The sequence below is a fragment of the Streptomyces sp. NPDC002870 genome (assembly GCF_042888505.1).
Classification (GTDB): Bacteria; Actinomycetota; Actinomycetes; order Streptomycetales; family Streptomycetaceae; genus Streptomyces.
Genome location: NZ_JBIAPW010000035.1, coordinates 10,021 through 35,759, shown reverse-complemented (window position 1 = coordinate 35,759; position 25,739 = coordinate 10,021). Strand labels below are relative to the sequence as shown.

The following is a 25,739-nucleotide window of genomic DNA, read 5'->3' as shown; positions in this document are numbered from 1 at the left end:
CGGCTAGTTTCAGGCGTCTCAGCCGCTCCCCTCTTCCCCCGGCGGAACCATATGAGTCGCGCCATCACGCTTCGCAGCGTCAGCAAGAGGTACGAACGCACCAATCGCGCCGTCGACCGTTTCACTCTCGACATCGAGCCGGGGGAGTTCGTGGTGCTGCTCGGCCCTTCGGGCTGCGGCAAGTCGACCGTGCTGCGCATGATCGCCGGTCTCGAGGACATCACCGAGGGGGAGTTGCTGCTCGACGGGGAGTACGCCAACGACATCCCGCCCCGCGCCCGCGCCATGGCCATGGTGTTCCAGAACTTCGCCCTCTACCCGACCATGACCAACCGCGACAACATAGGCTTCCCGCTGCGGCTGGAGAACCCCCGGCTGGACTGCCGCCCGCAGGTCGAGGCCACCGCCCGGATGCTCGGCATCGAGGACGTCCTGGACCGCTACCCCAGCCAGCTCTCCGGCGGCGAACGCCAGCGGGTAGCGATGGGCCGGGCCATCTCCCGGCGGCCCTCCGTCTTCCTGATGGACGAGCCGCTGTCCAACCTCGACGCGAAGCTGCGCAACCGCCTGCGGGCCGAAATCGCCCAGCTCACGGCCGAGTTGGGGGTGACCACCGTCTACGTCACGCACGACCAGGCCGAGGCGATGTCGCTCGGCGACCGGGTCGCCGTGATGCGCGGCGGGGTGCTCCAGCAAGTGAGCACCCCTCGCGATATGTACGCCCTGCCCGAGAACGTATTCGTCGCCGCGTTCATCGGCACGCCGCGCATCAATCTGTTGCAGGCCGTCGTCTACGCGCCGCTGGACGGCCGGATGTCGATCGACCTCGGCAAACAGCGGCTGCCGCTGCCCGAACCCCTCAGCACCGACCACCAGTTGCTCCGCATCCAGCAGGGCCGGCAGATCATCGTCGGCCTGCGCTCCGAAGCCACCCGGATCGCCCCGCCGAGCCAGGCCCGCCCCGGCGAGGTCGCCCTGACCGGGATCGTCGAGCACATGGAGTACCAGGGGCATGAGGCGCTGGTGCACTTCAACACCGGCTCGCAGCCCGCCGTGGTCGCCGATCTGGAGTCGCCCAGGCCGCAGGCCCCCGCGCGAAGGCGCAGAAGCAGAAGCGGCGGCCCCAGCGTCCTGACCCGGATCAGGGGGCGCGCGGTCGGTCATGTCTCGGGGCCCGTCGTGGCGCTCGACGACCCGGAGCCGGGGCCTCGTCCCGTCGCCGCCGAGCGCCCGTCCGTCGCGGCGAGCGATCTCGTCGTGCGGACCGGTCCCGATGTGCGGCTGCGCACCGGCGCTCAGGTGCCGCTCCTCGTCGACCTCGCGCATCTGTACGTCTTCGACCACCACGGCCGCAGGATCTGTCCTGCTCCGGCGGACCTCCCGGGCCTGGACGCCTGACGGGCCCGGCTACGCTCCAGGTGCCCCTGGCGTCCAAAAACTAACACCGCTAGTTTGGGGTGCGGACGACTACCGCAGGCTCTGGAGGAGTGCCATGAAGGCCCACGACGGGATGTACATCGGCGGTCAGTGGCGGCCCGCCACAGGCCCGGACACCATCGCCGTGGTGAACCCGGCGGACGAGCAGGTCATCGCCCATGTCCCGGCGGGCACCGCCGAGGACGTCGACGCCGCCGTACGCGCCGCCCGCGCCGCGTTCCCCGGCTGGGCCGCCACGGCGCCGGCCGAGCGCGCGGCCCGGATCGCCGCACTGCGCGATGTGCTCTTGGCCCGGGCGGACGAGATCGCAGAGACCGTCACCGCCGAACTCGGCGCGCCGCTCGCCCTGTCGCAGACGGTCCACGCGGGCCTGCCGGTCATGGTCGCCGGTTCGTACGCGGAGCTGGCCGCCTCGTACTCCTTCGAGGAGAAGATCGGCAACTCCACGGTGCTGCTGGAGCCGGTCGGCGTGGTCGGCGCCATCACGCCCTGGAACTACCCGCTGCACCAGGTCGTCGCCAAGGTGGCCCCCGCTCTCGCGGCGGGCTGCACCGTGGTCCTCAAGCCCGCCGAGGACACCCCGCTGACCGCGCAGCTCTTCGCCGAGGCCGTCGACGAGGCCGGACTGCCCGCCGGGGTGTTCAACCTGGTGACGGGCCTCGGCCCGGTCGCCGGACAGGCACTCGCCGCGCACGAGGGCGTGGACCTCGTCTCCTTCACCGGCTCCACCGCCGTCGGCAGGCAGATCGGCGCGACGGCAGGGGCCGCGGTCAAGCGGGTCGCTCTGGAGCTCGGCGGCAAGTCCGCCAATGTCATCCTGCCGAGCGCCGACCTGGCCAAGGCCGTCAACGTCGGCATCGCCAACGTGATGTCCAACTCCGGCCAGACGTGCAGCGCGTGGACCCGGATGCTGGTCCACAAGGACCAGTACGAGGAGGCGGTGTCACTCGCGGCTGCCGCGGTCGCCAAATACGTACCGGGCCAGCGGGTCGGCCCGCTGGTCAACGCCAAGCAGCAGCAGCGCGTACGCGGCTATATCGAGAAGGGCGTCGCCGAGGGCGCCCGCCTTGTCGCGGGCGGTCCCGCCGCCCCGCACGAGACGGGCTACTACGTCAGCCCCACCGTATTCGCCGATGTCACGCCGGAGATGACCATCGCCCAGGAGGAGATCTTCGGCCCGGTCGTCTCCATGATCGAGTACGTCGACGAGGAGGACGCGCTCCGCATCGCCAACGGCACGGTCTACGGCCTCGCGGGTGCGGTCTGGGCGGCCGACGAGGCGGAGGCCGTCGCCTTCGCCCGCCGGATGGACACCGGACAGGTCGACATCAACGGCGGCCGCTTCAACCCGCTGGCCCCGTTCGGCGGTTACAAGCAGTCGGGTGTGGGCCGCGAGCTCGGCCCGCACGGTCTGTCCGAGTACCTCCAGACCAAGTCCCTCCAGTTCTGAGCCGGGAGCCCTGCACCATGGTCCGCGCCGCCGTACTGCCCGCCGTCGGCTCTCCGCTGGAGATCACCGACATCGAACTGCCCGAGCCCGGCCCCGGCCAGGTGCGGGTGCGCCTCGCCGCCGCCGGGGTCTGCCACTCCGATCTGTCCCTGTCCAACGGCACGATGCGCGTGCCGACGCCCTGCGTCCTCGGCCACGAAGGTGCGGGCACGGTCGTGTCCGTCGGCGAGGGCGTCACCCATGTCGCCGTCGGAGACGGCGTTGTCCTCAACTGGGCCCCTTCCTGCGGGAGTTGCCACCACTGCGGGATCGGCGAGGTCTGGCTGTGCGTCAACGCACTGGCGGGCGCGGCGAGCGTCTACGCCCGCACCGCCGACGGCGCCGAGCTGTACCCGGGTCTGAACGTCGCGGCCTTCGCGGAGGAGAGCGTCGTCGCCGCGAACTGCGTCCTGCCGGCCCCTGACGGCGTCCCGCTCACCGACGCCGCGCTGCTCGGCTGCGCGGTCCTCACCGGGTACGGCGCGATCCACCACGCCGCACGCGTCCGCGCGGGCGAGTCGGTGGTGGTCTTCGGCGCCGGCGGCGTCGGCCTCGCCACCCTCCAGTCCGCCCGGATCGCGGGCGCGTCGACGATCATCGCGGTCGATGTGTCTCCGGAGAAGGAGGAGCTGGCGCGGCAGGCAGGCGCGACGGAGTACGTCGTCGCCTCCGACACCACGGTGAGGCAGATCAGGGCGCTCACCGGCGGCCGGGGCGCGGACGTCGCGATCGAGTGCGTGGGCCGGGCCGCCACCATCCGCACCGCCTGGGAATCCACCCGCCGCGGCGGCCGCACCACGGTCGTCGGCATCGGCGGCAAGGACCAGCAGGTCACCTTCAACGCGCTGGAGATCTTCCACTGGGGCCGCACGCTCTCCGGCTGCGTGTACGGCAACAGCGACCCGGCGCGTGACCTGCCGGTGCTGGCGGACCACATCCGGGCGGGTCGGCTGGACCTGGGTGACCTGGTGACCGCGCGGATCGGACTCGCCGGGATCCCTGCGGCCTTCGAGGACATGCTCGCGGGCAAGGGCGGCCGGGCGCTGGTCGTGTTCTGACCGGGGCGCTGCCCGTGCTCTGCCCGGGGCTCCGCGCCTCAAACTCCCCCTGACTTCGTCCGGGGGGAGAACCCCCACGAGGCCGAACATTCGGCCCTGACCACCGGGGCTCCGGCTCCGCCCCGGACCCCCATAGCCGCCCGAGGCACCGGCAACACCGCCTCGCCTTCGGAGTACTGCACCTCCAACCCTTCACTTCGACGAGATCGAGGACCGCCTGCCAGTCCTCCACCGAGGCGGGTAAACAGCTCACGTCCTCCCACAGCACCCCGAACGGCCGACAGACCCGGGAACGGTTGCGGGAGGGTCGATCGTCCCGATCGGAGTGCGGCACCAGCCGGGGCTCCCTAGGGTTGTGGCCATGGCGAGGCGCAGGGGGGCGGGTGGTGTGTCGTGGCGCACGGTGGTGCTCGTACTCGGTCCGCCAGCAAGCCGGGGACGCGCTTGCCCTCGCTGCCGACCTGTGCGCGCTGAGAGATCGTTAAGCGAGAAGAGGTAGGTGCCCGGACAACTCGCTCGGCAACGATCAATAACCGCGTGAGCCACGCACGGATGTGGTCTTTTCCGGTTCTTCGTCGCCATTTTCAGCCAATTTCGGTCCGCGCAATTGATCAATTTCGAATGCTGGACACCGTGTGTCCTCAGTTTTTCGTGGAACTATTCGAAGCCGCGCGGACTTGGAATCGAAGATCCACCTGGTAAAATTTCCGTTTCGGCCGTAGAAAGGTCGAAGTGTGGATTCCGGCTGGGGGGCTCGATGGGTGACATGCGCGATCTTTTAGGCCGGTTGACGGGGTCACCCACGCGGGGCACCAATCGCAGGAAGGTGTTACTCGCCGTTGCGATCAAGGCGGATACGCAGGTCGGCATCGCACGCCGCACTCTGCTGTCCCAGGCCACGGTATCGGCCGCAGTGCGGGACCTCGAAGCGGCCGAACTCGTGCACGGCGTCAGGGCGGAGGGGAAGGGGCGCGGCGGCAAGGTCTGCCTTGTCCCCGTCGAGAACGTCGGTGTGGGCGTACACCTTGGGTACAACCACGTCACGGTGGTCGCCCGCAGACTCGACAAGGAATTCGATCAGGTGGCCGTGCGGGTCAACGCGGAAGGTGTCAGCAGGGGGTGGCACAGGGCGCTGCCGGTCGTGAGGGACATGATCATCGACGCGGTCGACGCGACGGGACAGCGGCGGAATGATGTGTTCTCGCTCGGCATCGCCGTGCCCCGGATGATAGACCCGCGCACCGCCGCGTTCACTCCGCCGATCCTGCATCCGTGGCGGGCGGAGGACGACCCGGCGGGGGACCTGGGAGCCCTGCTGGGCGTGCGCGCGGTCATCGACAACGACGCCAACCTCGGCGCACTGGCGGAACAGACGTACGGCACGCGTGAGAGTGCCGAGACGGTGGTCTACGTGAAGGCGTCGACGGGCGTCGGGGCCGGGATCATTGTGCACAACAGCGTGCTGCGCGGTCATCGCGGGATGGCCGGGGAGATCGGCCACCTGACCGTGGACCCGGACGGCGCGGTGTGCCAGTGCGGCGGGCGCGGCTGTCTGGAGACGGTGATCGGCGCCGAGGCACTGATCGCGCAGGTCCGCGCCGCGCGCGCCAGGAACAGCGCGGCCGGTCCTGAGCAGCTGGAGGACATCATCAGGGCGGCTAACGCGCAGGACGCGGTCTGCATGCGGGTGATCCAAGATGCCGGACGCACCCTGGGCCGCTCCCTCGCCCAGCTGTGCAACATGTTCAACCCCGACCTCATCGTGGTCGGCGGTCAGCTCGCCGAGTGCCAACACCTGCTGCTAGAGGGCTGCAAGGAGTCGCTGCGCCGCTTCGCGCTGCCCGGCGCGGTCGCCAGCAGCTCCGAGTTCGCCCTCACGCTCAGCGAACTGGGCACCAAGGCGGAGGCGCAGGGCGCCCTCGTCCTCGGACTGCGAGGCCAGGAGAGCGCGGAGAACACGGAGACCACGGAGACCACGGAGAACACGGAGCCGTAACGATCCCGGGTCCTCGGGCGCTCCGGGCCTGTCGTATGGCGGCTGGAGAAGGCGCGTAATGTCCGGGCCCCCCTTTTCGACCAGCCACATCTTCGACGTGATGAAGAAGTTCCCGGATTCACCGCGTTACCTCTTCGAATGAGCAGGCGCCGTTCGTCAATTAGGGAAACCGGTGTGTGGCCTGGTATGGCGCTGAGTAGGGACTCTGCCGGCCGTTATGGCGACGGGGGATGAACTGCCAGGCCAACACGCTGCGCATGCGGTCCAGTTCGATACCTGCCGGAGCGCGGAGGTGGTTAGAATCCGTTGTCGCTCGAGTGGAATGGCGTACGCCACTCATGCACCTATTTTCCGGGGCAGTTGCCTGCCCCCGACCCGAGGCGGCCCGATGGCTCATGACACTTTCGCCGAATTCCTGTGCGGCGATTCCGAAGGCGAGCGGCAAGCGGAGAACCCCGGTGTGGTGCCGTCCCCTTGTGAGCAGGCGGCCTACGAGTCACCGTTGCTGGTCGATCTCGGCCATGTCCGCGAGGTGACGCTTGGCAGCTCGCCCAGTGGTAACGCCGACGCCAACGCGCAGTACTACTGGTAGCTCTGCGGATCGCCGTCATGCCTGCCCCTACGCCTGTCGCCCTCTCGGACAACCGCGGCCCCCGCCTTGCTGTCCGCCTCCCTCACGGCCCCGCGATCGCCGGGTTCCTTTCGCCGACGTGGCCCCCCCTACCGGAACCGGCCGCCAGGGTGTGGCCCGCTGAACGCCGGCTGTGGTCTTGGGGACCCTGGCACCCCGGTGAGGTGAGCACTGCCGAGTGTGCGCGCGCACGGCTGCTCGCGGTCGGCCAGTGCCTCGCCGACGCACGAACGATGCGGGAGGACCTGGAGCGTGCGACGAGGGACGGCCGCTGGGAACGGCTGACGCAGTGGCCTGGCGCATATCTGCTCGTGGTCATACATGACGGTGACCGCCTCACCGCGTATGTCGACCCGGCGGGTCAGTTTCCCCTCTACTACGCGCAGCGCGGCGACCGTACGGCCCTCTCCACGCGGGCGACGGCCGCAGCGGTCCTGGCGGGGACAGGCGGCGCCGCCGACGCGACGGCGCTCGCCGCGCAGATCGTCTGCCCCGGAGTTCCCGAACTCACCGAAGCGCGCTCGGCGTTCGCCCAGGTGCGGCGACTCGGCGGCGGGGAAGCGCTACGGATCGAACCCTCCGGAGTCCTCACCCACTGGACGTACGAACGGCTCAGTCCCGACAGCGGCGCCGACTTCAAGGAGAGCGCAGCACGACTGCGGTCGTCGCTGACGCGCGCGGTCACTCTGCGCGCCGACGGCCCCAGGCGGGTCACCTCCGACTTCAGCGGGGGAATGGACTCCACCTCGCTGGCCTTCCTTGCCGCCCGTGGGGCCACCGAACCGCTGGACGCGTTCGTCTACCACCACCCCGACGCGTCGGCGGGCGACCTCGATCACGCACTGCACTACGCTGCGGAGACACCCGCGATCCGACTGGATGTCACCCGGGGTAGCCTCGCGTCGCTGCCCTATCGCGGCCTGGAGTCCCAGGGCCCTGTGGACCAGCCTGACCCGGCAGCCGTGACCGGCTCGCGGCTGCGGTTGCGCCTCGCGCATATCGCGCGCGACGGCGGCAGCGTCCACCTGACTGGGGAGGGCGGTGACGCTCTGCTGGCGGTGCCACCCGCCTACCTCGGTGACCTGGCGGCTGCCGTGGGACTGCGTCGACTCGCTCACGACGCACGCGCCCTCGCCAGGCTGCGCCAGCTCTCCCCTGCGAGAGTGGCTTTCCGGGCGCTTCGCCTGGCGCATACGCCTGCGGACCGGGCATTGCGTGAACTGGCCGTGCTGCTGGAAAATCCGGTGCAGCGTCCAACACAGTGGCTGGACGCGGTCGCCTGGTGGTCGCCCCCAGGGCCGGAGGCCGCCTGGCTGACCACTCGCGCGCGCCGGCACCTTGCCGAACTAGCCCGGGCACGTTCCGAGTCGGCCTCTTGTGATCCGGTGCTTTTGACACCGGGCACCCGAGCGGTCCTCTGCGATTTGCGCAACTCCGCGGCGGTGCAAGGCCAATTCACGTCCATAGCACGCGAGTTCGGTGTGTGGCCCCAGGCACCCTTCCTCGACAGTGAGGTCGTACGGGCCTGTACGAGCCTGCCGCTGCCTCTCAAAGCCGATCCGTTCACCGTCAAGCCGCTGCTGGCGGCCGGACTGGCCGGACTGGTCCCCGACCCCGTGCTGCGGCGGCGGACCAAGGGCGACTACGCGGCCGAGGACTACTGGGGCGCCCGCCTGTCCGCTGCGGAACTGCGAGCACGTCTTGTCCGGTCGCCACTGGCCGACCTCGGCATCATCGAACCATCGCGGGTGATCGCTTCACTCGACCGTGCCGTCGCGGGGCTATCGGCGCCGTTCCCGGCGCTCAACCGCCTACTGGGCGCGGATATGTGGCTGGCGTGCTGTGAAAGCGGCGAGGAGCTGCCATGACCTGGTTGAGTGTGCCCGAACACGTCCGTGAGAGTTCCGCACCGCATGGCGGGACCGTGCTCCTCGACGTGCGCTCCGGCCACTGCTTCGCGATGAACCCCATTGCGCGGGCCCTGTGGCAGGAGTGGCGCCGCAGCCGGGATTTCGACTCCGCGGTGCACGTGATGGAGAGCCGCTACCCCGAGCCGCACCATGAACGGATCCGCCAGGACGCCCGGCGGCTCGCGGACGATCTGATCAGCCGTGGCCTGCTCACTGTCGGCGGCCCGGAGGAGGAGACCGAAGAAGCGGGGATCCCGGAACGAGTGATCTCGAGACCAGTGAACCCGGCACCGGCAACCCTCCAACTAGTTCCTGCGGCAGCGACGTTACAGACGCGCGCGCACCGCAGGTCCGGCGGCCGAGGTGCACCAGGACCTGTGATCCCCTCGGCCGCTGCGGAGATGCTGATGGCCGCGACTCCGGTACGGCCGGCAGGTACCCGCAAAGGCCGCGGCGCGCCCGCGGTGGTCGTCGGCCTGCTCGGTCTCCTGCTGGCGCTCTTCCTGATCCGGCTGCCGTTCCGGATCGTCTTTCGCGTGGTGAGGTGGACCGCACGTGGGTGGTGCCGACGGGAGGCGACCCCGCGTCAGGCGGCGGCCTCGCTCACAGCGGTGCGGCGCGCCGCGGGGCTGTACCCTGGGCGGGCCGCCTGCCTGGAGGTGTCCCTCGCCACCCTTGCGGTCCTGGCGTTCACCGGGCGGCGGGCGATGTGGTGTATCGGCACGGCCGATGATCCCTACCGCTTCCACGCCTGGGTCGAGGCGCAGGGAGTCCCGGTCACGCCGCCGGACGAGTACGGCAACGGCGCTTTCCGCCGGGTCCTTTCCGTATGATCACGTATTCCGTGGTCGGGGAACCGGGCGCGCGTCTGCATCTCCGCACCCCTCCCGCTGCCGTGTATTCAATTCGTATTGGTGTGACACCCAGATCGTCTGCTACCGGATAGTTCCAAGAACGCTCTGGGGGTATGGCGCAGAAACCTCTTCAGCGACGGGTAGTTGTGCGCTAACCTGAAATGTGAAGGGGCAGCTACTGGTCTCCCGGCAACCGCCCCCACTTGAGGGATCAGCGCTTCCCTCAGACGCGCGGCAAAAGCGCGTCGAACAGTGTCGTGTCACCGTTTCCATGAGTCAGCACACTCAGGATCACGAGGACGACGACAATGATGACCACCCGCACGTGCTTCCAACGCACGGAGATCGAGCAGCGGGTAGTCATCGCAATGTTCATGCCCATGTGTCTCGTCACCTCCATCCCCACGCGAGCCCGGCGCCCGTTTCTGAGGAATACGGGAATGCGGCATCGGTTCCGTGTGGATACAAGTGTTGTCCGCAACTCGGTCGAAATCAACGGCCATTGAATGGGCCGTCGACAGGACTCATACGCCCCGGCCAGGGGCATTCACCGAACCGAATGGTTCAATTCGCAGCGGTACGCTGATGTTGTGGGTTCCCGGCCGGTGAACCGAACGCAACCGATCACCAGAAGCGGTGCCCGCATGTGCTGACGTTGTCGACGTGAACCCTCGCCTACGGCGGGCGGTGGTGACTGCCCGATATCGTCAGGGCGGCGCGCCGAGCGCGCCGTTTCGTCCGAATCGAAGGTGATCCGCGGGTCGGTGTCCGCCGCATGCCTCGAATGGAGCGGCGGGCGGCCTGCGCAGACGGCCTGCCGCCTACGGACGGGCGTCCTGCACTCCCTCGATTGTGACGCACATCACAAGAAGTTCAGATCCTGATGCAGCACCAGACGGCGGAAGCCATGAGCGACGGTGGCGTCTGCGTGCCTGTTCAGTGCGAGGCACGGATGCTGCGCGCTGACCTCCCGCGGGGGCCCCTTCTCGCTGCGTTCCAGTCGCGACCCGACTGCGAGTCCTCCGTCTTGCCGCTGTTCCGGCGGGAGTTCGGCGATGACGCCTTGCGCGCGTTCCTGCTCGCTCAAGACGTCGTGTACGTGGGTGACGGCAACACCGTGAACCTGCTGGCGGTCTGGCAGCACGCACGGCGTGGATCGATTGCTGCGCGAGGCCTACGGCCTCGGAACGCTGTTGTGCGGAATCAGTGCCGGCGCCAACTGCTGGGCCGAGGGGTCTCATACCGACTCTTTCGGGCCGCTTGGTTTCCTGCCGGACGGGTTGGGCCTGTTGCCGGCTCGGTCTGCCCGCACTACGACGGTGAGCCGGGCTGTCGCCTCTCCTACCAGGCAGCCGTGGCAACCGGGGCCCTTCCGGCGGGCTGGGCGTTGGAGGACGCAGTTGGAGGGCTTTTCATGGACGGCCTTCCGGCGGAAACGGTTACCCGCGCTCCAGGGGCCCACCTGTACCAGGTGGAGCGGACGGGCTGAGCGGAGCCAGCGAGCGAGCATTTCCATGCCGCCTGCTCACAGAGGTGTCGTGATCGTGCTGTTCATCGCCTTCCGGCAGTCCGCTGGCAGGGAGGGGGCGGGCGCCGTCGACGGGCCAGGACACACGCTCCGTCGTGCCGGATCGCTCCCGCCACGATCGCGTCTCGGTAGCCGACGAGCAGGTCCATGGTCTGCCGGGCTCGCTCGGCGAGCCCCACCACGCGTCGCGAGCCCGGGCGACGGCGTCGCCGAAGAACCAACCTTCGGGCATGGAGGTGCCCCCACCCCCTACGCCCTGCGGGCGTGGGGGGACCCCCAGGACACGGCCGGAGGCCCCACGGGGGTCCGGGGGGGCGCAGCCCCCGGTTACGAGTGAGCCCTTCGGCTGCGCAAACCGTTGACCCCATACCCACCGGTCGGTATGGTCCCCGCACTCCTCGTCCCCGCACCCACCGGAGTGTGCACGCATGGACACCGCCCCACAGCTCACCAGCACCGACGCGCCCGCCGATCCCCGTCGCCGTCGCGTCGCCACCGCCGCCGCCCTCGCCTCCGCCGTCGAGTGGTACGACTACTTCGTCTTCGGCATCGCCGCCGCCCTCGTTCTCGGCGATCTGTACTTCCCCGCCGGCAGTTCGTCGGCCGGCGTGCTCGCCGCCTTCGCGACGTTCGCCGTCGGCTTCCTCGCCCGCCCCGTCGGCGGCATCATCGCGGGCCAGCTCGGTGACAAGCACGGCCGCAAGCCGATGCTGGTCCTCGCGCTGACCCTGATGGGCCTCGCCACCACCGGAATCGGTCTGCTCCCGACGTACGAGACCATCGGCATCGCCGCCCCCGTGCTGCTGGTGCTGTTCCGCGTCCTCCAGGGCATCGCGGTCGGCGCCCAGTGGGGCGGCGCGATGCTGATGGCCACGGAGTACGCCCCCGAGGGCAAGCGCGGACTGTACGGCAGTCTCGTCCAACTCGGCGTCCCCATCGGCGTGGTGAGCGCCAACACCGTCTTCCTGGTCGCCGGAGCCGTCACCAGCGACTCCAGCTTCGCCGCCTGGGGCTGGCGCGTCCCCTTCTTCGTCGGCTTCCTGGTGCTCGCACTCGCCTGGTTCATCCACACCCGGGTTGAGGAGACCCCGGCGTTCCGCGAGGCCGAACGCGCCCTGGCCGCACAGGAGAAGAGCGAACCCCGCTCGCCGCTGCGTACGATCCTGCGGGAGCACCTCGGCACCGTCTTCCTGGCCGGCGGCTCGTTCGCGGTCAACACCGCGACCTTCTACATCATCATCACCGGCGTGCTCGACTACGCGACCCGCGAACTCGACATGAAGCGCAGCGCCGTGCTCACCGTCTCGCTCTGCGTCAGTCTCACCCAGCTGGTGCTGATACCCGCGGCGGCCGCGCTGTCCGACCGCATCGGGCGGCTGCGTATCTATGCCTTCGGCGCGGTCGGCCTGCTGGTCTGGGCGATCCCGATGTTCCTGCTGATCGACACCAAGTCGCTGCTCTGGCTGGGCGTCGGCACCTTCGTCACCAGCTGTTTCCTGAGCATCATGTACGGGCCGCAGGCCGCGCTCTTCGCCGAGCTGTTCACCGCCGAGATGCGCTACACGGGAGCCTCGCTCGGCTACCAGATCGCGGCGGTGTTCGGCGGCGGACTGGCCCCGTTCATGATGGTCCTGCTCCTGGAGGCCACCGGCACGTCCATGGCTGTGTCCGCCTACATCATCGGCCTGGCTGTCGTCGCCCTCGTCTCGATCAGGATTCTGGCCAAGCGGGCCGCCGCCCGGACTGCCGACGGGGCCGCCGCCCAGGAGTGAACCGCTCGCGATTCACTCACGTGAGACCCCTGTGTGCGGCCGTCCCGACTTCCCCGCGGGACGGCCGCATTCACTCACGTCGCACGGATACATCGCCCGGCGCCGGAGAGCGTCTGTCAGCTCCGACGGCCCCGTCCCCCGGGCGCGTCGACGTCCGGAGTCCCGGCGTCCGGAGTCCCGGCGTCCGGAGTCCCGGCGTCCGGAGTCCCGATGTCCGGCGTCCCGGTGTCCGCGGCTGTGGGCTCCCCCGCCAGGGCCCGTGAGGGCGAGACCGGGGCGGCCACTCGCCGGGACCGGCTGCGGGAGACGGCCACTCCGGCCAGGCACAGCGCGCCGCCCGCCATGGTCAGCCAGCCCGGCACCTCGTCCAGCGCCAGCCACGACATCAGCACGACCAGCGCCGGTACGGCATAGGTCGTCGCGCCCATCCGTCCAGCGGTCGTACGGGCCAGGGCGTACGCCCAGGTCGTGAACGCCAGGGCGGTCGGGAACACGCCCAGATAGACCATGTTGAGCGTGGCAGAAAGCGGCGCGCGCTCCGCCTCGGAGACCAACTGCCCGATGAACGGGAGACAGGCCACCGCACCGACCAGACAGCCGAACGTCGTCACCTGGAGCGCGCTCGCATGCGCCAGCGCGGGCTTCTGGCCCACCACCCCGCCCGCGTACCCCACCGCCGCCAGCAGGCACAGCAGCACTCCCAGCGTGGAGGCGCTGCCCTTGCCCGACATCGAAAGTCCCACGGTCACCGCTCCCGCGAAGGACACCGCCATACCGGCCAGCAGCCGCGGCGGCAGTGCCTCGCCCAGCAGCCGCGCGCCGAGCAGCGCGATCAGGACCGGACCGATGTTCACGACCATCGCCGCCGTGCCCGCGTCGACCTCCTGCTCGCCCCAGTTGAGGGCCACCATGTAGACGCCGAACCAGAGCAGCCCGGATATGGCGATTCCGGGCCAGGCGGCACGCGGCGGCAGCCCCTCGCGCCGGATCAGCAGGACGCAGCCGAGAGCCAGAGACCCGGCGAGCAGCCGTCCGAGGGCCAGCGCGCCGGGGGAGTACGCAGCACCGGCGCTGCGGATCGACACAAAGGCGGAGGCCCACAGGACGACGGTGACCCCCGCGGCGGCCAGGGCGGGCCACTGCGAGCGGTCGGCGGAGGGCGAGGGGTTCGTCATGGGCCGACCGTAGGGCCTCGACGCTTCGGCGCTCACCGCAATATCCCGGGCTCGATGCCGAGCAGGTCGTGCAGCGCCCGCTCGCCGTCCGCGGTCACCCTCACGGCCCGCTCGGACCCGATCCGTACGCACCAGCCGGCGTCCAGCGCATGGCGGCACAGTTCGGCTCCCGCGGTCCCCGCGAGATGCGGTTTACGCTCGGTCCAGTCCAGGCACGACCGTACGAGCGGCCGACGCCCCCTCCGCTCCAGCGGGAGCCCCAACTCGCCGAACCAGCCCACCCCTTGAGAGGTCAGTGCGAATCCCGTGTCCTGGTTCAGCAGCCCGCGCGCGGTCATCGCCTCGGTGATCGCGATGCCGAGCCGCCCGGCGAGATGGTCGTAGCAGGTACGCCCCCGGGCCATGGCGCTGCGCGCGCTCGCCGCCCGCAGTGTGCCGGCAGGCGCGTCCGGCGCGGGCGCGGAGTGCGAGGCGAGCTCCTCGACGAGATGCGCAACGCGTTCGTCGGCGAGGCGCACATAGCGGTGCCGCCCCTGCCGCTCCTCGGCGAGCAGCCCGCCCGCGACGAGCTTGCCCAGATGCTCGCTGGCGGTCGAAGGCGCCACGCGCGACTGCCGCGCGAGCTCGCCTGCGGTCCAGGCGCGCCCGTCGAGCAGCGCGAGACAGAAGGCGGCGCGCGTCTCGTCGGAGAGGAGCGCGGCCAGGGCTGCGAGGTCTCTGGATTGCATGCCTCCAGGATCCGCCATCCACCGTTCGGCGGCGGCCGAAGCGTCGCGTCGTATCTCGTACGCCGCGCGGGTCTCGTACGCCGCGAGGATCACGCTCGCTGGGTGTCTCCGCCGTGCGGGTCAGGCGTTCGCCAGCGCCGCGTACTGCACGGCCAAGCCGTCGATGAGCGCGCGCAGCCCGGTCTCGAAGGCGCCCTCGTCCACCTTCTGCTGCCGCTCGGCCAGCAGATGCGCCTGGCCGAGGTGGGGATAGTCGGCCGGGTCGTACGCCGTCTCGTCGTCGACGAAGCCCCGGGCGAAGGAGCCGAGCGCCGAGCCGGTGATGAAGTAGCGCATCAGGGCGCCGATGTACGTCGCCTGGGCCGGTGGCCAGCCCGCGCGGACCATCGCGCCGAAGACCGCGTCAGCCACCCTGAGGCCGGCCGGGCGACGTCCTGGACCGCGGGCCAGGACCGGGACGGTGTTGGGGTGGGCCGTCAGGGCGGCGCGGTAGGAGACGGCCCAGTCGTGCAGCGCGGTGCGCCAGTCGCGCTCGTCGCCCTCCTCGAACATCGACAGATCGACCTGCGCGCTGACCGCGTCGGCGACGGCGTCGAGGATCTCGTCCTTGTTGCGGAAGTGGTTGTAGAGGGAGGGGCCGCTGACGCCGAGCTCGGCCGCCAGCCGCCGGGTGGAGACGGCCTCGAGACCCTCGGCGTCCACGAGAGCGCTCGCCGTCTCGACGATGCGTTCTCGGCTGAGGAGGGGCTTGCGCGGGCGGGCCATGCGGCACATAGTAGGGCCTGCAGACAAGAAACTAGCAGTGATAGTTAAAATCGGGGTGACCTGGCGGGTCGCCGACCTGCTCGACCGGGGCGAGGACTTCGCCACCGCCGCCTCCCAGGCCAAGCTCTTCGCCTCCGAGGCGGCGGTGCGCGCGGCCGCCGCGCGCTGACCGGAGTCTCGGCCTTCTGAGTGCCTGAGTAGGTGAGTGAGTACGGGAGCGGATGTGGTGCGGGCCACAACCGCCGATCCTGACGTGCATGAGTGAGACACCGGTCAAGCAGCAGAGCACGACGGCCTTCTACGGACAGTCGGTCGCCTCCTTCACCGTGGCCCTGGCGGCCGTCGGCCTCGGCATCCTCTATCTCGACGCGGACGCCTGGGTGCGCGGCTTTCTCGCCATCGCCGTCCTCTATCTCACGACGTCGGCGTTCACTCTGGCCAAGGTGATCAGGGACCGTCAGGAGGCCGGACAGATCGTCAGCCGCGTCGACCAGGCCAGGCTGGAGAAGATGCTCGCCCAACACGACCCCTTCCAGAAGCTCTGACCCAAGCGCTAAGCGCTTGCTCACCGGCGAGGTAGGGTGTGCTTTCTGCTGAACGGAAGGGGCGAGCGATGAGTACGGCGGAGGACACGGCGGGCGAGGACATGCCGTGGGACGAGGTCACGCCCGAGGCGGCGAAGAAGCTGCTCGTCGCTGCCGTCGGGGCCTTCGCCGAGCGGGGCTATCACGCGACGACGACCCGGGACATCGCGGGCCGCGCGGGGATGAGCCCCGCCGCGCTCTACATCCACTACAAGACAAAGGAAGAGCTGCTCCACCGGATCAGTCGGATCGGGCATGACAAGGCCCTGGAGATCCTTTCGGCGGCGGCGGACGCCGAAGGCACACCCTCCGAGCGGCTCGCCGACGCGGTGAGCTCGTTCGTCCGCTGGCACGCCGGGCGGCACGACACCGCGCATGTGGTGCAGTACGAGATCGACGCGCTCTCTGACGACCACCGTACGGAGATCCTCGAGCTGCGTCGCCGGAGCGACGCCGTCGTGCGCGGGATTCTGCGCGATGGTGTGGAGTCGGGGGAGTTTGACGTTCCGGACATTCCCGGCACCACGGTCGCGGTGCTGTCGCTCTGCATCGACGTGGCGCGCTGGTTCAACACCAAGGGGCGCAGGACGCCCGACGAGGTCGGCGCGCTCTACGCCGACCTCGTCCTGCGGATGGTCACCGCTCGGAAGTAGTCCGGTGACTCAGAAGAAGTAGCGGGACACCGACTCGGCCACGCATACCGGCTTCTCGCCGCCCTCGCGCTCGACCGTGATGAGGGCGGTCACCTGCACGCCGCCGCCCGCCTCCTCGACGCTTTGCAGGACCGCGGTCGCGCGCAGCCGCGAGCCCACCGGCACGGGGGCGGGGAAGCGGACCTTGTTGGCCCCGTAGTTGATGCCCATCTTCATGCCCTCGACGCGCATGACCTGCGGCACGAAGGTCGGCAGCAGCGAAAGCGTGAGATAGCCGTGCGCGATCGTCGTGCCGAAGGGGCCGCTCGCCGCGCGCTCGGGGTCCACATGGATCCACTGGTGGTCGCCCGTGGCCTCGGCGAAGAGATCGATCCGCTTCTGCTCGATCTCCAGCCAGTCGCTGTAACCCAGCTGCTCGCCGACCCCGGCGCGCAGTTCGTCGGGGGAGGTGAAGATCTTCGGCTCAGCCATGTCCCTGGTCCCTGCCTCTCAAGCGTTCAAGCTCTTGTCTAAGCGCTTGCTCAGCATGGTTGGATGTGCGCGCCCTGTCAACGGACGACAGGCGGTGAACGACGAGTGGCGAACGACCCGTGGCGAACGACGAGTGCCGGACCACCAGTAGGCTTCGAGGAGTGCCACAGATTCCCGAGACGATTCACGAGCTCACGGTCGGCCAGTTGTCCGCGCGCAGTGGCGCGGCGGTGTCCGCCCTCCACTTCTACGAGTCCAAGGGCCTGATCAGCAGCCGCCGGACCAGCGGAAACCAGCGCCGCTACAGCAGGGACGCGTTGCGCCGCGTCGCCTTCGTCCGCGCCGCGCAGCGCGTTGGCATCCCCCTCGCGACGATCAGGAAGGCCCTCGCCGAACTCCCGGAGGAGCGCACGCCGGACCGGGAGGACTGGGCCCGGCTGTCCGAGGCATGGCGCACGGAACTCGACGAACGCATCCAGCAACTCGGCCGCCTCCGCGACCACCTCACTGACTGCATCGGCTGCGGCTGCCTCTCGCTGGAGACCTGCGTACTGTCCAACCCGGACGACATCTTCGGCGACCGGATGACGGGCTCCCGCCTGCTCCCGGAGGGCCGCAAGCCGGCGAAGGGCGAGGCCTAGGCGAGAGCGGGCACCGGTTCGAGAGCGGGCACCGGTGCGAGCGCGGCCGCCTGCGCGAGCACCGGCGTACGACGTGAAAGGCGGGCCCGCACCCCCGTGACGGGCCCACCCTTTCCGCGGAACATGCGCGGGCCCGCACCCCCGGGGGCGGGCCGACGCGGTCCGGCGGGCTCACTCGTACTCCGTGCCGCCCTTGCGGGTCAGATACGCCGGGCTCACCGCCTTCGCGATCGCCCTGCCACCCACCACCGAGCTGTAGCGCTCCGCGGCGGGGCGGATCACGACGCCCTCGCGCAGATGCAGCTCGCGGCCCGACACCGTCTCCCGGCCGCTCGCCAGCTCCAGCACCTTGGCGATGTCGTACGGGCCCTCGTACAGCCGTGGCACCAGCGGCAGTTCGCCCTGCAGCAGTTCTGCCGGGCCCAGCCAGCCGACCTGGCCGGATATCTCCGCCGATACGTCGAAGACGGCGTAACCCAGTGCCTCGGAACGGGCGTTGGCCCCATAGCCCAGGTCCTGCACCCCCGCGCCGTACACCTCGCCGAAGAGTCCGACCCGGCTCGCCCCCAGCTTCTCGGCGAGGCGCGCCGCGACCGCCGGGACGTCATGGGCCAGCACCGCGCGCCAGTAGAGATTGCGCGGGTCCTCCTTGAGCGCGAGGCCCTTCGCGCCGAAGCCCTTCGACGACACCTGGACCTTCCCGCCATCCGCGACGCTGTACGTCAGCAGGCAGGCCGAGCCGTGCAGCTTCTCGGTCAGGACCACCGGCTCACCGGGCGTGAAGATGTCGGGGTAGCGCTGGATGTTCTCGATGTCGACCCACGGCAGCAGATCGGGCGCGGTCTCCACGTCCCCGCTCATCGTGGGCGGGATCGGCGGCGACCACTTGGTGATCGAGAGCAGCTCGGCGAAGTCCGTGCCGTCGGCGGCCGCCCGCGCCAGATCGATCTCCGCCAGCGCCCGCGGCCGGCACACGATGCCCTGCGACAGCTCTCCGCGCAGCCGCACCGCCTTGACCCGGTCGGACGCCTTCCCTGCCAGCCGCCCCGTCAGCCCGAGCTCCTCGATCAATGCGGCCGGGAGCACGGCCTGTTCCGGGATGTAGACGGCCGCGTCACCGCTGCGGTAGGCGCCCTTGGCGACGACCGCGCGGTACAGGCCCACCTGGGCCAGTTCGAGCGCGTCGGCGTTCGGGTGCTTGTGGACGGTCAGCAGCTCTGCGGTGACACGCAGCGTGGACATCGGCGTCTCCTCGGTTACGGATTTCCGCAACCACTGTGCGGGCCACCCCCATCACGCGGCCACCGAATATCCGCGATGTCCCGGGCCGCGCGCACCAGTTCGGCGTTTGACGCGGCACGCCGCCCGTCTGGCAGGAAGAGCACATCCTCCAGGCCGATCCGGGTGTCCAGACCGGACTGCCGTGCGAGCCGCAGCACCGGCCACGCCCCGCCGTCCTCGCCGTGCAGGAGCAGCGGTAACCCATGGGCCGTGCCCAGTTCGGCGAGGAGTGAGCGGGCCGACTCCCCGGCCGTGCCGGGATCGGTGTCCATCACCTCGGCGAGCATCCGCAGCACACGCGGCGCCAGCTCAGACGCCAGAAAACGCCGCGGTCCGTCCGTCCCCGACCACAGGCCCGCCTCCACGCCGACCCCGCGCTCCAGCAGGACCCCCGCGACCAACTCCGCACCCGGCTCGTGCCAGTTGACCGAGGCGTGGTCGGGCAGCACGGTCCAGGAGCGGACGCGCTCCACCCGGCGCCCGGGGTCGGGCTCGGCCCAGGCGCCCGTGCTCACCCCGACGGGAACGTCCACCACGGCCCGTATCGCCATGAGCACCTCGGCCAGGGCGCGAGGCGACAGGGTGTCGTCGCCGCACGGTGTCTTGGGGTGCACATGCACCTCGGCGGCGCCGGCCGCGACGGCTTCCGCCGCCGACTCGGCCATCGCTCCGGGCGAGAGCGGCACGGCAGCGCCGTCACTGGCCGAAAGGGGCCCGTTCAAGCAGACCTGGATCATGTCGTCGATGGTGCCGGTCGCCACTGACAGCGCCACTGACGGCGCCGCCGATGACGCCACTGACCACGCCACCGACGGCGCCACTGACAACGCGGGGGCTCAGCGACTGCGTCGACCGCCCCCGCGCGCATCAGGCGACCGACGCCAGTTCCTTGCGGCCCGCCCGCTTGGCCGCCGCCACAGCCTCGGTCGTCAGAACGGGCTGCGGCACGACGATGCCGCAGCCCGTGCAGACCGGCCCGAACCACGGCTCGTTCGCGAGATCCTGCCGCCACACGATGTGCGTCCCCCCGCACACCGGGCAGGCAGTGCCCGGTTTCGTCTCCAGCGCCGCTATCAGCCGCCGCAGCACCTCGTCGAGCGGCGCCGAAGGGTGCGCGGCCGGCCTGTCGCAGCGCGCGACGCCGTTCCCGCCCCAGGTCCGCCGGTGCCAGTCGTCTATGGACGCCGGCCGTCGCAGCCCGTCGTGCTTCTCGCGCTTGCGGCGGTCCGCGAAACCCTCTTCGTACGCGAGCCAGACCGCCCGCGCCTTCTCCAGTTCCTCCAGCGCGGCTACCAGCCGCGCCGGATCCGGTGCTCGGTCCTCGGGTTCGATGCTGTGCCTCGCGCACAGATGATCCCAGGTCGCCCGGTGCCCATAGGGGGCAAATCGCTCAAGGCACTTGCGCAGTGAATAGCGCCTGAGCGCCAGATCGCACCGCGCGTCGCGCACCTGTCTCGCAAGACTCCGGAAACCTGCCATCGCCCTGCCACCTCCGTCGCTCGTACTTCGGCGTCATGGAATGGACGTACGTGTGCCCGATCCGGCTCCATCGAAAATTCGATGGCGGTCATCAGCCGGATTTCGCCTACGGTGCCGGGCGCAGCGGGGGAGAGTTCGACCTTCACTGTCGGGTCCGGGCAAAGCGCCCCATTCCGCCCTCCGTAGGCCAGTTGACCGATCCGGGCAGCAGGCGGCGGGCGGGGCCCTCCCTCCCCCGTCGCGCTGATGGGGCGGGGCGCGGCATGTGCCGGTGCAGCGATCCGGAAAAGGTGACGCATGTTCACCTCACTCGCGAGTCATACCGCCAGTAACGTCCGCCGCATCGGCCTCCCCGAGGAGCATTCATGCGACGACGCATCGGAAGACTCAAAACCGCCACCGACGCCGCGGTGTTCGCGCTCGCCGCCGGTCTGCCGGCCCCCCTGCCACAGCAGGTGGTCGAATTCCCGTCCCGCCGGTGACAACCGGGCAGTGACAACAGCCGTGGGCCGTACGGGCGTTGAGTGGCGACTCAGCGTCCGATGCGGCCCGCGGCCAGCACCACCCGGGCCAGCTCCTCATGGCATATGTCGCTGTGCGCACCCGCCGGCGGCCCGCCGCGCCGCACCACCGACGCCGTGTCCACACTCACGCAGCCCGAGCCGGGAATCCCCTGCCGCAGCGTCTCCTCCAGGGTGAGCCGGACCAGCGGCCGGACGGCCTGGATGCCGCTGTGCCCCATCGCCCACCAGCGCTTGTCGAGTCCGACCGCACTCGCGTCGTCCCCGGCCAGGCTCGCCGCCAGCGGATAGATCACCCCGAGCGCGCTGTCGTGCCGCGAGTAGCAGGCCACCACGGGACCGTCGACCCGCTGCTCCATGCCGCGCAGAGCGCCACCGCTGTGCGTCGAATGCGGCAGGCTCTGCGCGAACGCATAGTGCGAAAAAGCTCCCTGAAGGAGCGTCAGCGACTTTACGTTGTGTGCCCCGTCGGGCAGTCCGCGCAGCGCGAACGACACCAGCCGCGCCCCCTGGCTGTGGCCGACCAGATGGACGCGCACACCGGGGGACGACCGGGCCAGCTGCCCGAGCAGCGGGCCCAGGCCCAGCTCGCCCACCGTCCCGGCGCGCCGCTTCATCGCGTAGTACGTCGTCTGGCGCAGCAGCTCCTTCGCGCCCTTCCACACCTTCTTGAGCCCACCGGCGAAGGAGAAGGACGAGAGGGCGGGCTCCTTCTCGGTCACCTCACCGGTCTCCTCCAGCGCCAGCGTGAACCTCCGGCACATCGTGAGGGCGTCCTCGTACAGCACGGCGGGCGGGCCTTGCTCGTCGTGGGGCAGATCGTCCGTGAAACAGGTCCCCTCAAGACCGCCGGCCGGTGCCTCGGCCAATTGCCGTGCCAGCGCTCCGAACTCCGCGAACGCCGCCTCCGACTCGGGCTGTTCGTCGAGCAGTTGGGCCAGCCGCGCGACCGTCGCGTCGTGCCCGGGAAACAGCTCGACCAGGGCGTGCCGCGTCGCCTCGTCCAGCCCGGAGTCCAGCGGCGAAGCGACGGCCGAGGGCTGGAAGTCGGGGATCGGCTCGTCCGTGAACTTCATGGACGGCCATACGACGCCCACATATCCGAGCCGTACCTCGGGAGCGGCCGCCAGCAGCCCCGGAAACGGCGCGAAGAAGGCCGAGTACAGCCGGTTCGCGATGGCGGGCGAGTTGTTCCACCCGTGGGCGAACATGACCAGATCGGTGACGTCCATTTCGGCCAGTCGCTCGCGCTGCGCGGTGTCGACGTCGCCGTCCTTGTCGAAGGTGATGTCCCGGTACGGATGCACACTCATCTGCGGCATGGCCTGCCCCTCCCCGTTGTCCCCGTTCCAGCCCCTTGGGCAACAGCATCCTGCGCAAGGGGAGAGACGGCCATACCTGTGGCGGCAGTCGGCCGCGCTCGGTCACGGCCGGTCCCGGACGGTCAGACCCGGTCGGCGGAGCGGACCCGGGCCGGCTCCGGCGCCCCCGTCAGTACCGCAGATACCTCTTCCGTACGGCGCGGAACGCGGCCAGCTCGTCCCGCCACGCCCCCACCACCTCGTCGGTCCCCGCCCCCGCGTCGATCATCGTGCGGACCTTTGCCGAGCCCGTCAGCTTGTCGATCCAGTTGTCCGGCCGCCAGGCGAAGCCGCTCCATGTCCGCTTCGCCGTCACCAGCAGGCCGATCCCGGTGCGCACCGGGTCATACGACTCCCGGTCGTGGACGTGCAGTTGAACCCCGCCGACGGTCTTGCCCTGGAACTTGGAGAACGTCGGCGCGAAGTACGCCTCGCGGAAGCGGACGCCCGGCAGCTCCAGCGCGTTCGCGGCCTGCGCCCAGCGGCGGTCGATGCCCTCCGCGCCCAGCAGTTCGAACGGGCGCGTCGTGCCGCGCCCCTCCGAGAGGTTTGTGCCCTCGAAGAGACAGGTGCCCGAGTACACCAGCGCGGTGTCCGGCGTCGGCATGTTGGGGCTCGGCGGCACCCACGGCAGGCCCGTCGCGTCGAAGAAGTCCGAACGCCGCCAGCCCGACATCCGTACCGTCTCCAGCTCCACCGGCTGCGTCAGGAATTCGCCGTTGAACAGCCCCGCCAGCTCGGTGACCGTCATGCCGTGCGCCTGCGCGATCGGCTCGCGGCCCACGAAGGTCGCGAAGGCCTTGTCCAGTACGGGACCGAGCGCGGCCCGCCCGGTCACCGGATTCGGCCGGTCCAGCACCACGAAGCGTTTGCCCGCGAGCGCGGCCGCCTGCATGCAGTCGTACAGCGTCCAGATGTACGTGTAGAAACGCGCGCCGGCGTCCTGGATGTCGAAGACGATCGTCTGCACGCCCGACGCGGTGAAGATGTCGGCGAGCGGCTGCCCGCTCTTGAGATACGTGTCGTACACGGGCAGCCCGGTCGCCGGGTCGTCGTAGCGGCCCTCGGAGCCGCCCGCCTGGGCCGTGCCGCGGAAGCCGTGCTCCGGGCCGAAGACGGCGACCAGGTTCACCCGGTCGTCCGGGTGCATGACGTCCACGATGTGCCGCGCGTCCCGGGTGATCCCGGTCGGGTTGGTGACCACTCCGACCCGCTCGCCGGACAGCAGCCGGTAGCCGTCGGCGGCCAGCCGGTCGAAGCCGGTGCGGACCCGGCCGCGGCCCGAGCGGGCTGAGGCGGGCGATACGGTCGCGGCTCCCACCGGGGCGGCGGCAGTGACCGCGCCGCCGGCAGTCACCGCGCCGGCGGCGGCCAGCAGGCCCCGTCTGGACAGGCTCATCGGGTTACCTCCGTGATCGCTGTCTGTCATGGCCACGCACGCTAGCGCGCACGGCGGGCACGGGGAACGACCCCGGCGCCACGGTTCGCGTCCGGCACCCCGGCCCGGCACCCGACGGTGCCCGCGCCGCCCGCCCCCTTCCCCCGCCACATACCGACTGGTTAGTCTGCACGGATGGTCGGCACGCGGAGAGGCGGAGCTTGATGGGTACGGTGCAGGGCGCTGGAGTGGTGGTCACGGGTGCGGGCGGCGGCATAGGCGCCGCACTGGCCCGCCGGTTCGCGGCGGAGGGCGCCCGCGTCGTGGTCAACGATATCGACCCCACGAGGACCAAGACGATCGCCGACGAGATCGGCGCGACCGCGGTCCCCGGCGACGCCTCCGAGATCGTGGCGGAGGCCCGCGACGCACTGGACGGCACCGTCGACGTCTACTGCGCCAACGCGGGCCTCGCCTCGCCCGGCGACGCCTTCGCCGACGAAGGAGTCTGGGCCGCCGCCTGGGACGTCAATGTCATGGCACACGTCCGCGCCGCCCGCACCCTGCTGCCCGACTGGCTGGAGCGCGGCAGCGGACGCTTCGTCTCCACCGTCTCCGCCGCCGGGCTGCTCACCATGGTGGGCGCGGCACCGTACAGCGTCTCCAAGCATGGCGCGTACGCCTTCGCGGAGTGGCTGTCCCTCACCTACCGCCACCGCGGCCTCAAGGTCCACGCCATCTGCCCGCAGGGCGTGCGTACGGACATGCTCACCGCGGCCGGATCGGCGGGCGAACTGGTCCTCGCGCCGACCGCGATCGAGCCCGAGGACGTCGCCGACGCGCTGTTCGAGGGCATCGAAGCGGACCGCTTCCTGATCCTGCCGCACCCCGAGGTCGCCGGGTACTACGAGGCCCGCGCCGCCACTCCCGACCGCTGGCTGGCCGGTATGAGCCACCTCCAGCAGAAGTGGGAAGGGACCGGCCGGTGACCTCGATCTACGCGGCCAGGCCCTGGCTCGGCCGGCTCGGCGAGGCCCAGCGCGCCTTGATCACCGCGCCCCCGATCGTCGTCCATTCCTTCCGCGCCGCCGTCGGCCGCGTGGCGGTCATGCTGCGTATGTGAGTCTGCGTCCGGGGGCCGCCGCCGGACCGGCCGAGATCTCGGCGTACTGTGCGGAACGACTGGCGGCGTACAAATACCCCGGCGAAGTCGAGATCCTGCCGGAGCTGTCGAAGACCACAAGTGGGAAGATCCTCAGGCGGGAACTGCGTTTTCCCGGATAGACGCAAGGAATTGACGAGAGGCGGGTGGCGGCAATGGCCAGGACGACGGACGGGGACGGAACCCCCGTCCCGCAGAGGCTGCTGGCCGCCGCCACCCGGCTCTTCGCCGAGCGAGGATACGACCGGACTTCCGTCCAGGAGATCGTCGAGGCGGCCGGTGTCACCAAGGGCGCGCTGTACCACTACTTCGGCTCCAAGGAAGACCTGCTCCAGGAGGTCTACGCGCGGGTGCTGCGGCTCCAGCAGGAGCGGCTCGACGCGTTCGCGGACGCCGACGAGCCGGTCGAGTTGCGGCTGCGCGGCGCGGCCGCCGACGTGGTCGTCACCACCATCGACAACCTCGACGACGCCGCGATCTTCTTCCGCTCCATGCACCATCTGAGCCCGGAGAAGCACAAGCAGGTACGCGCCGAGCGCCGCCGCTACCACGAGCGGTTCCGCGCGCTGGTCGAAGAGGGCCAGAACAGCGGGGTCTTCTCCTCTGCCACGCCCGCGGACCTGGTGGTGGACTACCACTTCGGGTCGGTCCACCATCTGTCGACCTGGTACCGGCCGGACGGCCCGCTCACCCCGCAACAGGTGGCGGACCACCTGGCGGACATGCTGCTGCGGGCGCTGCGCCCGTAGCTTTTTCCTGTCCTCAATCGCCGGGGGGGGGGGGGGGGGGGGGGGCGGGGGGGGGGTGGGGGGGGGGGGGGGGGGGGGGGCGCGGGGGGGGGGGGGGGGGGGGGGGGCCCGCCGGC

General features: G+C 70.4%; 26 protein-coding genes and 2 pseudogenes. 17 read left to right on the top strand and 11 right to left on the bottom strand.

The annotated features are described in order from the left end of the window. Positions 1–51: 51 nt before the first annotated feature. The 7 genes from ACFYWY_RS31180 (at position 52) to ACFYWY_RS31150 (ending at position 9,354) form a co-directional block, all read left to right on the top strand. A complete protein-coding gene (locus ACFYWY_RS31180) occupies positions 52–1,398 on the top strand; it encodes an ABC transporter ATP-binding protein (RefSeq protein ID WP_389192458.1) in 1,347 nt (448 codons plus the stop codon). Positions 1,399–1,492: 94 nt separating this feature from the next. Continuing rightward, on the top strand, positions 1,493–2,887 hold the full coding sequence (locus ACFYWY_RS31175; protein ID WP_389192456.1) for an aldehyde dehydrogenase family protein: 1,395 nt from the start codon (positions 1,493–1,495) through the stop codon (positions 2,885–2,887). Between the two features lie 17 nt (positions 2,888–2,904). Further along, positions 2,905–3,984 carry a Zn-dependent alcohol dehydrogenase gene (locus tag ACFYWY_RS31170; RefSeq protein WP_389192453.1) on the top strand — a complete coding sequence of 360 codons (1,080 nt, stop codon included), beginning with the start codon at positions 2,905–2,907 and terminating at the stop codon, positions 3,982–3,984. A gap of 826 nt (positions 3,985–4,810) precedes the next feature. Next, on the top strand, positions 4,811–5,980 hold the full coding sequence (locus tag ACFYWY_RS31165) for an ROK family transcriptional regulator (RefSeq protein WP_389192450.1): 1,170 nt from the start codon (positions 4,811–4,813) through the stop codon (positions 5,978–5,980). A gap of 388 nt (positions 5,981–6,368) precedes the next feature. Then, a complete protein-coding gene (locus ACFYWY_RS31160; RefSeq protein ID WP_389192447.1) occupies positions 6,369–6,572 on the top strand; it encodes a lasso RiPP family leader peptide-containing protein in 204 nt (67 codons plus the stop codon). Positions 6,573–6,589: 17 nt separating this feature from the next. Then, the gene (locus ACFYWY_RS31155; RefSeq protein WP_389192444.1) at positions 6,590–8,479 is read left to right on the top strand and encodes an albusnodin/ikarugamycin family macrolactam cyclase; all 1,890 of its coding nucleotides are present in this window, start codon (positions 6,590–6,592) and stop codon (positions 8,477–8,479) included. After that, positions 8,476–9,354 (top strand): lasso peptide biosynthesis B2 protein, encoded by an 879-nt coding sequence (locus ACFYWY_RS31150; RefSeq protein WP_389192441.1) that lies wholly within the window; start codon positions 8,476–8,478, stop codon positions 9,352–9,354. Before ACFYWY_RS31155 ends, ACFYWY_RS31150 begins: the two co-directional genes overlap by 4 nt. 244 nt (positions 9,355–9,598) lie before the next feature. Here ACFYWY_RS31150 and ACFYWY_RS31145 read toward each other — a convergent pair whose 3' ends face one another. Next, the gene (locus tag ACFYWY_RS31145) at positions 9,599–9,757 is read right to left on the bottom strand and encodes a hypothetical protein (RefSeq protein ID WP_389192438.1); all 159 of its coding nucleotides are present in this window, start codon (positions 9,755–9,757) and stop codon (positions 9,599–9,601) included. Positions 9,758–10,360: 603 nt separating this feature from the next. Here ACFYWY_RS31145 and ACFYWY_RS31140 point away from each other — a divergent pair. Further along, positions 10,361–10,917 (top strand): annotated as a pseudogene (locus tag ACFYWY_RS31140) (Type 1 glutamine amidotransferase-like domain-containing protein); the annotation flags it as partial. Between the two features lie 414 nt (positions 10,918–11,331). Next, positions 11,332–12,675 (top strand): MFS transporter, encoded by a 1,344-nt coding sequence (locus tag ACFYWY_RS31135; RefSeq protein WP_389192436.1) that lies wholly within the window; start codon positions 11,332–11,334, stop codon positions 12,673–12,675. Between the two features lie 116 nt (positions 12,676–12,791). Here ACFYWY_RS31135 and ACFYWY_RS31130 read toward each other — a convergent pair whose 3' ends face one another. The 3 genes from ACFYWY_RS31130 to ACFYWY_RS31120 all read right to left on the bottom strand — a co-directional run bounded on the left by ACFYWY_RS31130 (position 12,792) and on the right by ACFYWY_RS31120 (position 15,343). Further along, complete coding sequence (locus tag ACFYWY_RS31130) at positions 12,792–13,850, bottom strand: DMT family transporter (protein WP_389192433.1); 1,059 nt, start codon at positions 13,848–13,850, stop codon at positions 12,792–12,794. A gap of 32 nt (positions 13,851–13,882) precedes the next feature. Then, positions 13,883–14,578, bottom strand: a complete 696-nt coding sequence (locus ACFYWY_RS31125) for an ArsR/SmtB family transcription factor (RefSeq protein WP_389192430.1) — start codon at positions 14,576–14,578, stop codon at positions 13,883–13,885. Between the two features lie 120 nt (positions 14,579–14,698). Further along, positions 14,699–15,343 carry a TetR/AcrR family transcriptional regulator gene (locus tag ACFYWY_RS31120; RefSeq protein ID WP_389192429.1) on the bottom strand — a complete coding sequence of 215 codons (645 nt, stop codon included), beginning with the start codon at positions 15,341–15,343 and terminating at the stop codon, positions 14,699–14,701. A 37-nt stretch (positions 15,344–15,380) separates the two neighbouring features. On the opposite strand from ACFYWY_RS31120, the gene ACFYWY_RS31115 reads away from it, so the two are divergent. The 3 genes from ACFYWY_RS31115 (at position 15,381) to ACFYWY_RS31105 (ending at position 16,580) form a co-directional block, all read left to right on the top strand. Continuing rightward, complete coding sequence (locus ACFYWY_RS31115) at positions 15,381–15,512, top strand: hypothetical protein (RefSeq protein ID WP_389192595.1); 132 nt, start codon at positions 15,381–15,383, stop codon at positions 15,510–15,512. Positions 15,513–15,600: 88 nt separating this feature from the next. Continuing rightward, entirely contained in the window at positions 15,601–15,888 is a 288-nt protein-coding gene (locus tag ACFYWY_RS31110) for a YiaA/YiaB family inner membrane protein (RefSeq protein ID WP_389192426.1), read from the top strand. 68 nt (positions 15,889–15,956) lie between these two features. Next, a complete protein-coding gene (locus ACFYWY_RS31105; protein ID WP_389192423.1) occupies positions 15,957–16,580 on the top strand; it encodes a TetR/AcrR family transcriptional regulator in 624 nt (207 codons plus the stop codon). A 9-nt stretch (positions 16,581–16,589) separates the two neighbouring features. Here the strand turns inward: ACFYWY_RS31105 and ACFYWY_RS31100 are convergent, their stop codons facing one another. Next, a complete protein-coding gene (locus tag ACFYWY_RS31100) occupies positions 16,590–17,051 on the bottom strand; it encodes a MaoC family dehydratase (protein ID WP_389192421.1) in 462 nt (153 codons plus the stop codon). Between the two features lie 161 nt (positions 17,052–17,212). Between ACFYWY_RS31100 and soxR the strand changes: the two genes are divergently transcribed. Then, entirely contained in the window at positions 17,213–17,692 is a 480-nt protein-coding gene (gene soxR / locus ACFYWY_RS31095) for a redox-sensitive transcriptional activator SoxR (RefSeq protein ID WP_389192418.1), read from the top strand. Here the strand turns inward: soxR and ACFYWY_RS31090 are convergent. The 6 genes from ACFYWY_RS31090 to ACFYWY_RS31065 all read right to left on the bottom strand — a co-directional run bounded on the left by ACFYWY_RS31090 (position 17,689) and on the right by ACFYWY_RS31065 (position 23,733). Beyond that, positions 17,689–17,817, bottom strand: coding sequence for a hypothetical protein (locus ACFYWY_RS31090; RefSeq protein ID WP_389192415.1), 129 nt, complete (start codon positions 17,815–17,817; stop codon positions 17,689–17,691). The genes soxR and ACFYWY_RS31090 overlap by 4 nt on opposite strands. A 46-nt stretch (positions 17,818–17,863) precedes the next feature. Further along, a complete protein-coding gene (locus ACFYWY_RS31085) occupies positions 17,864–18,934 on the bottom strand; it encodes an RNA ligase (ATP) (protein WP_389192412.1) in 1,071 nt (356 codons plus the stop codon). Between the two features lie 14 nt (positions 18,935–18,948). Next, on the bottom strand, positions 18,949–19,710 hold the full coding sequence (locus ACFYWY_RS31080; protein WP_389192574.1) for a 3-keto-5-aminohexanoate cleavage protein: 762 nt from the start codon (positions 19,708–19,710) through the stop codon (positions 18,949–18,951). A 130-nt stretch (positions 19,711–19,840) separates the two neighbouring features. After that, positions 19,841–20,452, bottom strand: a complete 612-nt coding sequence (locus tag ACFYWY_RS31075) for a hypothetical protein (RefSeq protein ID WP_389192409.1) — start codon at positions 20,450–20,452, stop codon at positions 19,841–19,843. Between the two features lie 532 nt (positions 20,453–20,984). Next, complete coding sequence (locus tag ACFYWY_RS31070) at positions 20,985–22,295, bottom strand: serine-threonine protein kinase (protein ID WP_389192406.1); 1,311 nt, start codon at positions 22,293–22,295, stop codon at positions 20,985–20,987. 169 nt (positions 22,296–22,464) lie between these two features. Further along, entirely contained in the window at positions 22,465–23,733 is a 1,269-nt protein-coding gene (locus tag ACFYWY_RS31065; protein ID WP_389192403.1) for an exo-beta-N-acetylmuramidase NamZ domain-containing protein, read from the bottom strand. Positions 23,734–23,936: 203 nt separating this feature from the next. Between ACFYWY_RS31065 and ACFYWY_RS31060 the strand changes: the two genes are divergently transcribed. The 4 genes and pseudogenes from ACFYWY_RS31060 to ACFYWY_RS31045 all read left to right on the top strand — a co-directional run bounded on the left by ACFYWY_RS31060 (position 23,937) and on the right by ACFYWY_RS31045 (position 25,623). After that, the gene (locus ACFYWY_RS31060; RefSeq protein WP_389192401.1) at positions 23,937–24,701 is read left to right on the top strand and encodes an SDR family oxidoreductase; all 765 of its coding nucleotides are present in this window, start codon (positions 23,937–23,939) and stop codon (positions 24,699–24,701) included. Beyond that, positions 24,698–24,835 carry a hypothetical protein gene (locus ACFYWY_RS31055; RefSeq protein WP_389192398.1) on the top strand — a complete coding sequence of 46 codons (138 nt, stop codon included), beginning with the start codon at positions 24,698–24,700 and terminating at the stop codon, positions 24,833–24,835. Before ACFYWY_RS31060 ends, ACFYWY_RS31055 begins: the two co-directional genes overlap by 4 nt. After that, a pseudogene (locus ACFYWY_RS31050) lies at positions 24,826–24,996 on the top strand (acyl-CoA synthetase); the annotation flags it as partial. The gene ACFYWY_RS31055 and the pseudogene ACFYWY_RS31050, both read left to right, overlap by 10 nt. Before the next feature lie 33 nt (positions 24,997–25,029). Beyond that, positions 25,030–25,623 carry a TetR/AcrR family transcriptional regulator gene (locus tag ACFYWY_RS31045; protein ID WP_389192395.1) on the top strand — a complete coding sequence of 198 codons (594 nt, stop codon included), beginning with the start codon at positions 25,030–25,032 and terminating at the stop codon, positions 25,621–25,623. The last annotated feature ends 116 nt before the right edge of the window (positions 25,624–25,739 follow it).

What these genes read in the sequence shown, in the direction of transcription:
- ACFYWY_RS31180 (WP_389192458.1), top strand. Translation starts at nt 52, where the DNA reads ATGAGTCGCGCCATCACGCTTCGCAGCGTCAGCAAGAGGTACGAACGC.
- ACFYWY_RS31175 (WP_389192456.1), top strand. Translation starts at nt 1,493, where the DNA reads ATGAAGGCCCACGACGGGATGTACATCGGCGGTCAGTGGCGGCCCGCC.
- ACFYWY_RS31170 (WP_389192453.1), top strand. Translation starts at nt 2,905, where the DNA reads ATGGTCCGCGCCGCCGTACTGCCCGCCGTCGGCTCTCCGCTGGAGATC.
- ACFYWY_RS31160 (WP_389192447.1), top strand. Translation starts at nt 6,369, where the DNA reads ATGGCTCATGACACTTTCGCCGAATTCCTGTGCGGCGATTCCGAAGGC.
- ACFYWY_RS31155 (WP_389192444.1), top strand. Translation starts at nt 6,590, where the DNA reads ATGCCTGCCCCTACGCCTGTCGCCCTCTCGGACAACCGCGGCCCCCGC.
- ACFYWY_RS31150 (WP_389192441.1), top strand. Translation starts at nt 8,476, where the DNA reads ATGACCTGGTTGAGTGTGCCCGAACACGTCCGTGAGAGTTCCGCACCG.
- ACFYWY_RS31145 (WP_389192438.1), bottom strand. Translation starts at nt 9,757, where the DNA reads ATGGGCATGAACATTGCGATGACTACCCGCTGCTCGATCTCCGTGCGT.
- ACFYWY_RS31135 (WP_389192436.1), top strand. Translation starts at nt 11,332, where the DNA reads ATGGACACCGCCCCACAGCTCACCAGCACCGACGCGCCCGCCGATCCC.
- ACFYWY_RS31130 (WP_389192433.1), bottom strand. Translation starts at nt 13,850, where the DNA reads ATGACGAACCCCTCGCCCTCCGCCGACCGCTCGCAGTGGCCCGCCCTG.
- ACFYWY_RS31125 (WP_389192430.1), bottom strand. Translation starts at nt 14,578, where the DNA reads ATGCAATCCAGAGACCTCGCAGCCCTGGCCGCGCTCCTCTCCGACGAG.
- ACFYWY_RS31120 (WP_389192429.1), bottom strand. Translation starts at nt 15,343, where the DNA reads ATGGCCCGCCCGCGCAAGCCCCTCCTCAGCCGAGAACGCATCGTCGAG.
- ACFYWY_RS31110 (WP_389192426.1), top strand. Translation starts at nt 15,601, where the DNA reads ATGAGTGAGACACCGGTCAAGCAGCAGAGCACGACGGCCTTCTACGGA.
- ACFYWY_RS31105 (WP_389192423.1), top strand. Translation starts at nt 15,957, where the DNA reads ATGAGTACGGCGGAGGACACGGCGGGCGAGGACATGCCGTGGGACGAG.
- ACFYWY_RS31100 (WP_389192421.1), bottom strand. Translation starts at nt 17,051, where the DNA reads ATGGCTGAGCCGAAGATCTTCACCTCCCCCGACGAACTGCGCGCCGGG.
- ACFYWY_RS31090 (WP_389192415.1), bottom strand. Translation starts at nt 17,817, where the DNA reads ATGTTCCGCGGAAAGGGTGGGCCCGTCACGGGGGTGCGGGCCCGCCTT.
- ACFYWY_RS31085 (WP_389192412.1), bottom strand. Translation starts at nt 18,934, where the DNA reads ATGTCCACGCTGCGTGTCACCGCAGAGCTGCTGACCGTCCACAAGCAC.
- ACFYWY_RS31080 (WP_389192574.1), bottom strand. Translation starts at nt 19,710, where the DNA reads ATGATCCAGGTCTGCTTGAACGGGCCCCTTTCGGCCAGTGACGGCGCT.
- ACFYWY_RS31075 (WP_389192409.1), bottom strand. Translation starts at nt 20,452, where the DNA reads ATGGCAGGTTTCCGGAGTCTTGCGAGACAGGTGCGCGACGCGCGGTGC.
- ACFYWY_RS31070 (WP_389192406.1), bottom strand. Translation starts at nt 22,295, where the DNA reads ATGCCGCAGATGAGTGTGCATCCGTACCGGGACATCACCTTCGACAAG.
- ACFYWY_RS31065 (WP_389192403.1), bottom strand. Translation starts at nt 23,733, where the DNA reads ATGAGCCTGTCCAGACGGGGCCTGCTGGCCGCCGCCGGCGCGGTGACT.
- ACFYWY_RS31060 (WP_389192401.1), top strand. Translation starts at nt 23,937, where the DNA reads ATGGGTACGGTGCAGGGCGCTGGAGTGGTGGTCACGGGTGCGGGCGGC.
- ACFYWY_RS31045 (WP_389192395.1), top strand. Translation starts at nt 25,030, where the DNA reads ATGGCCAGGACGACGGACGGGGACGGAACCCCCGTCCCGCAGAGGCTG.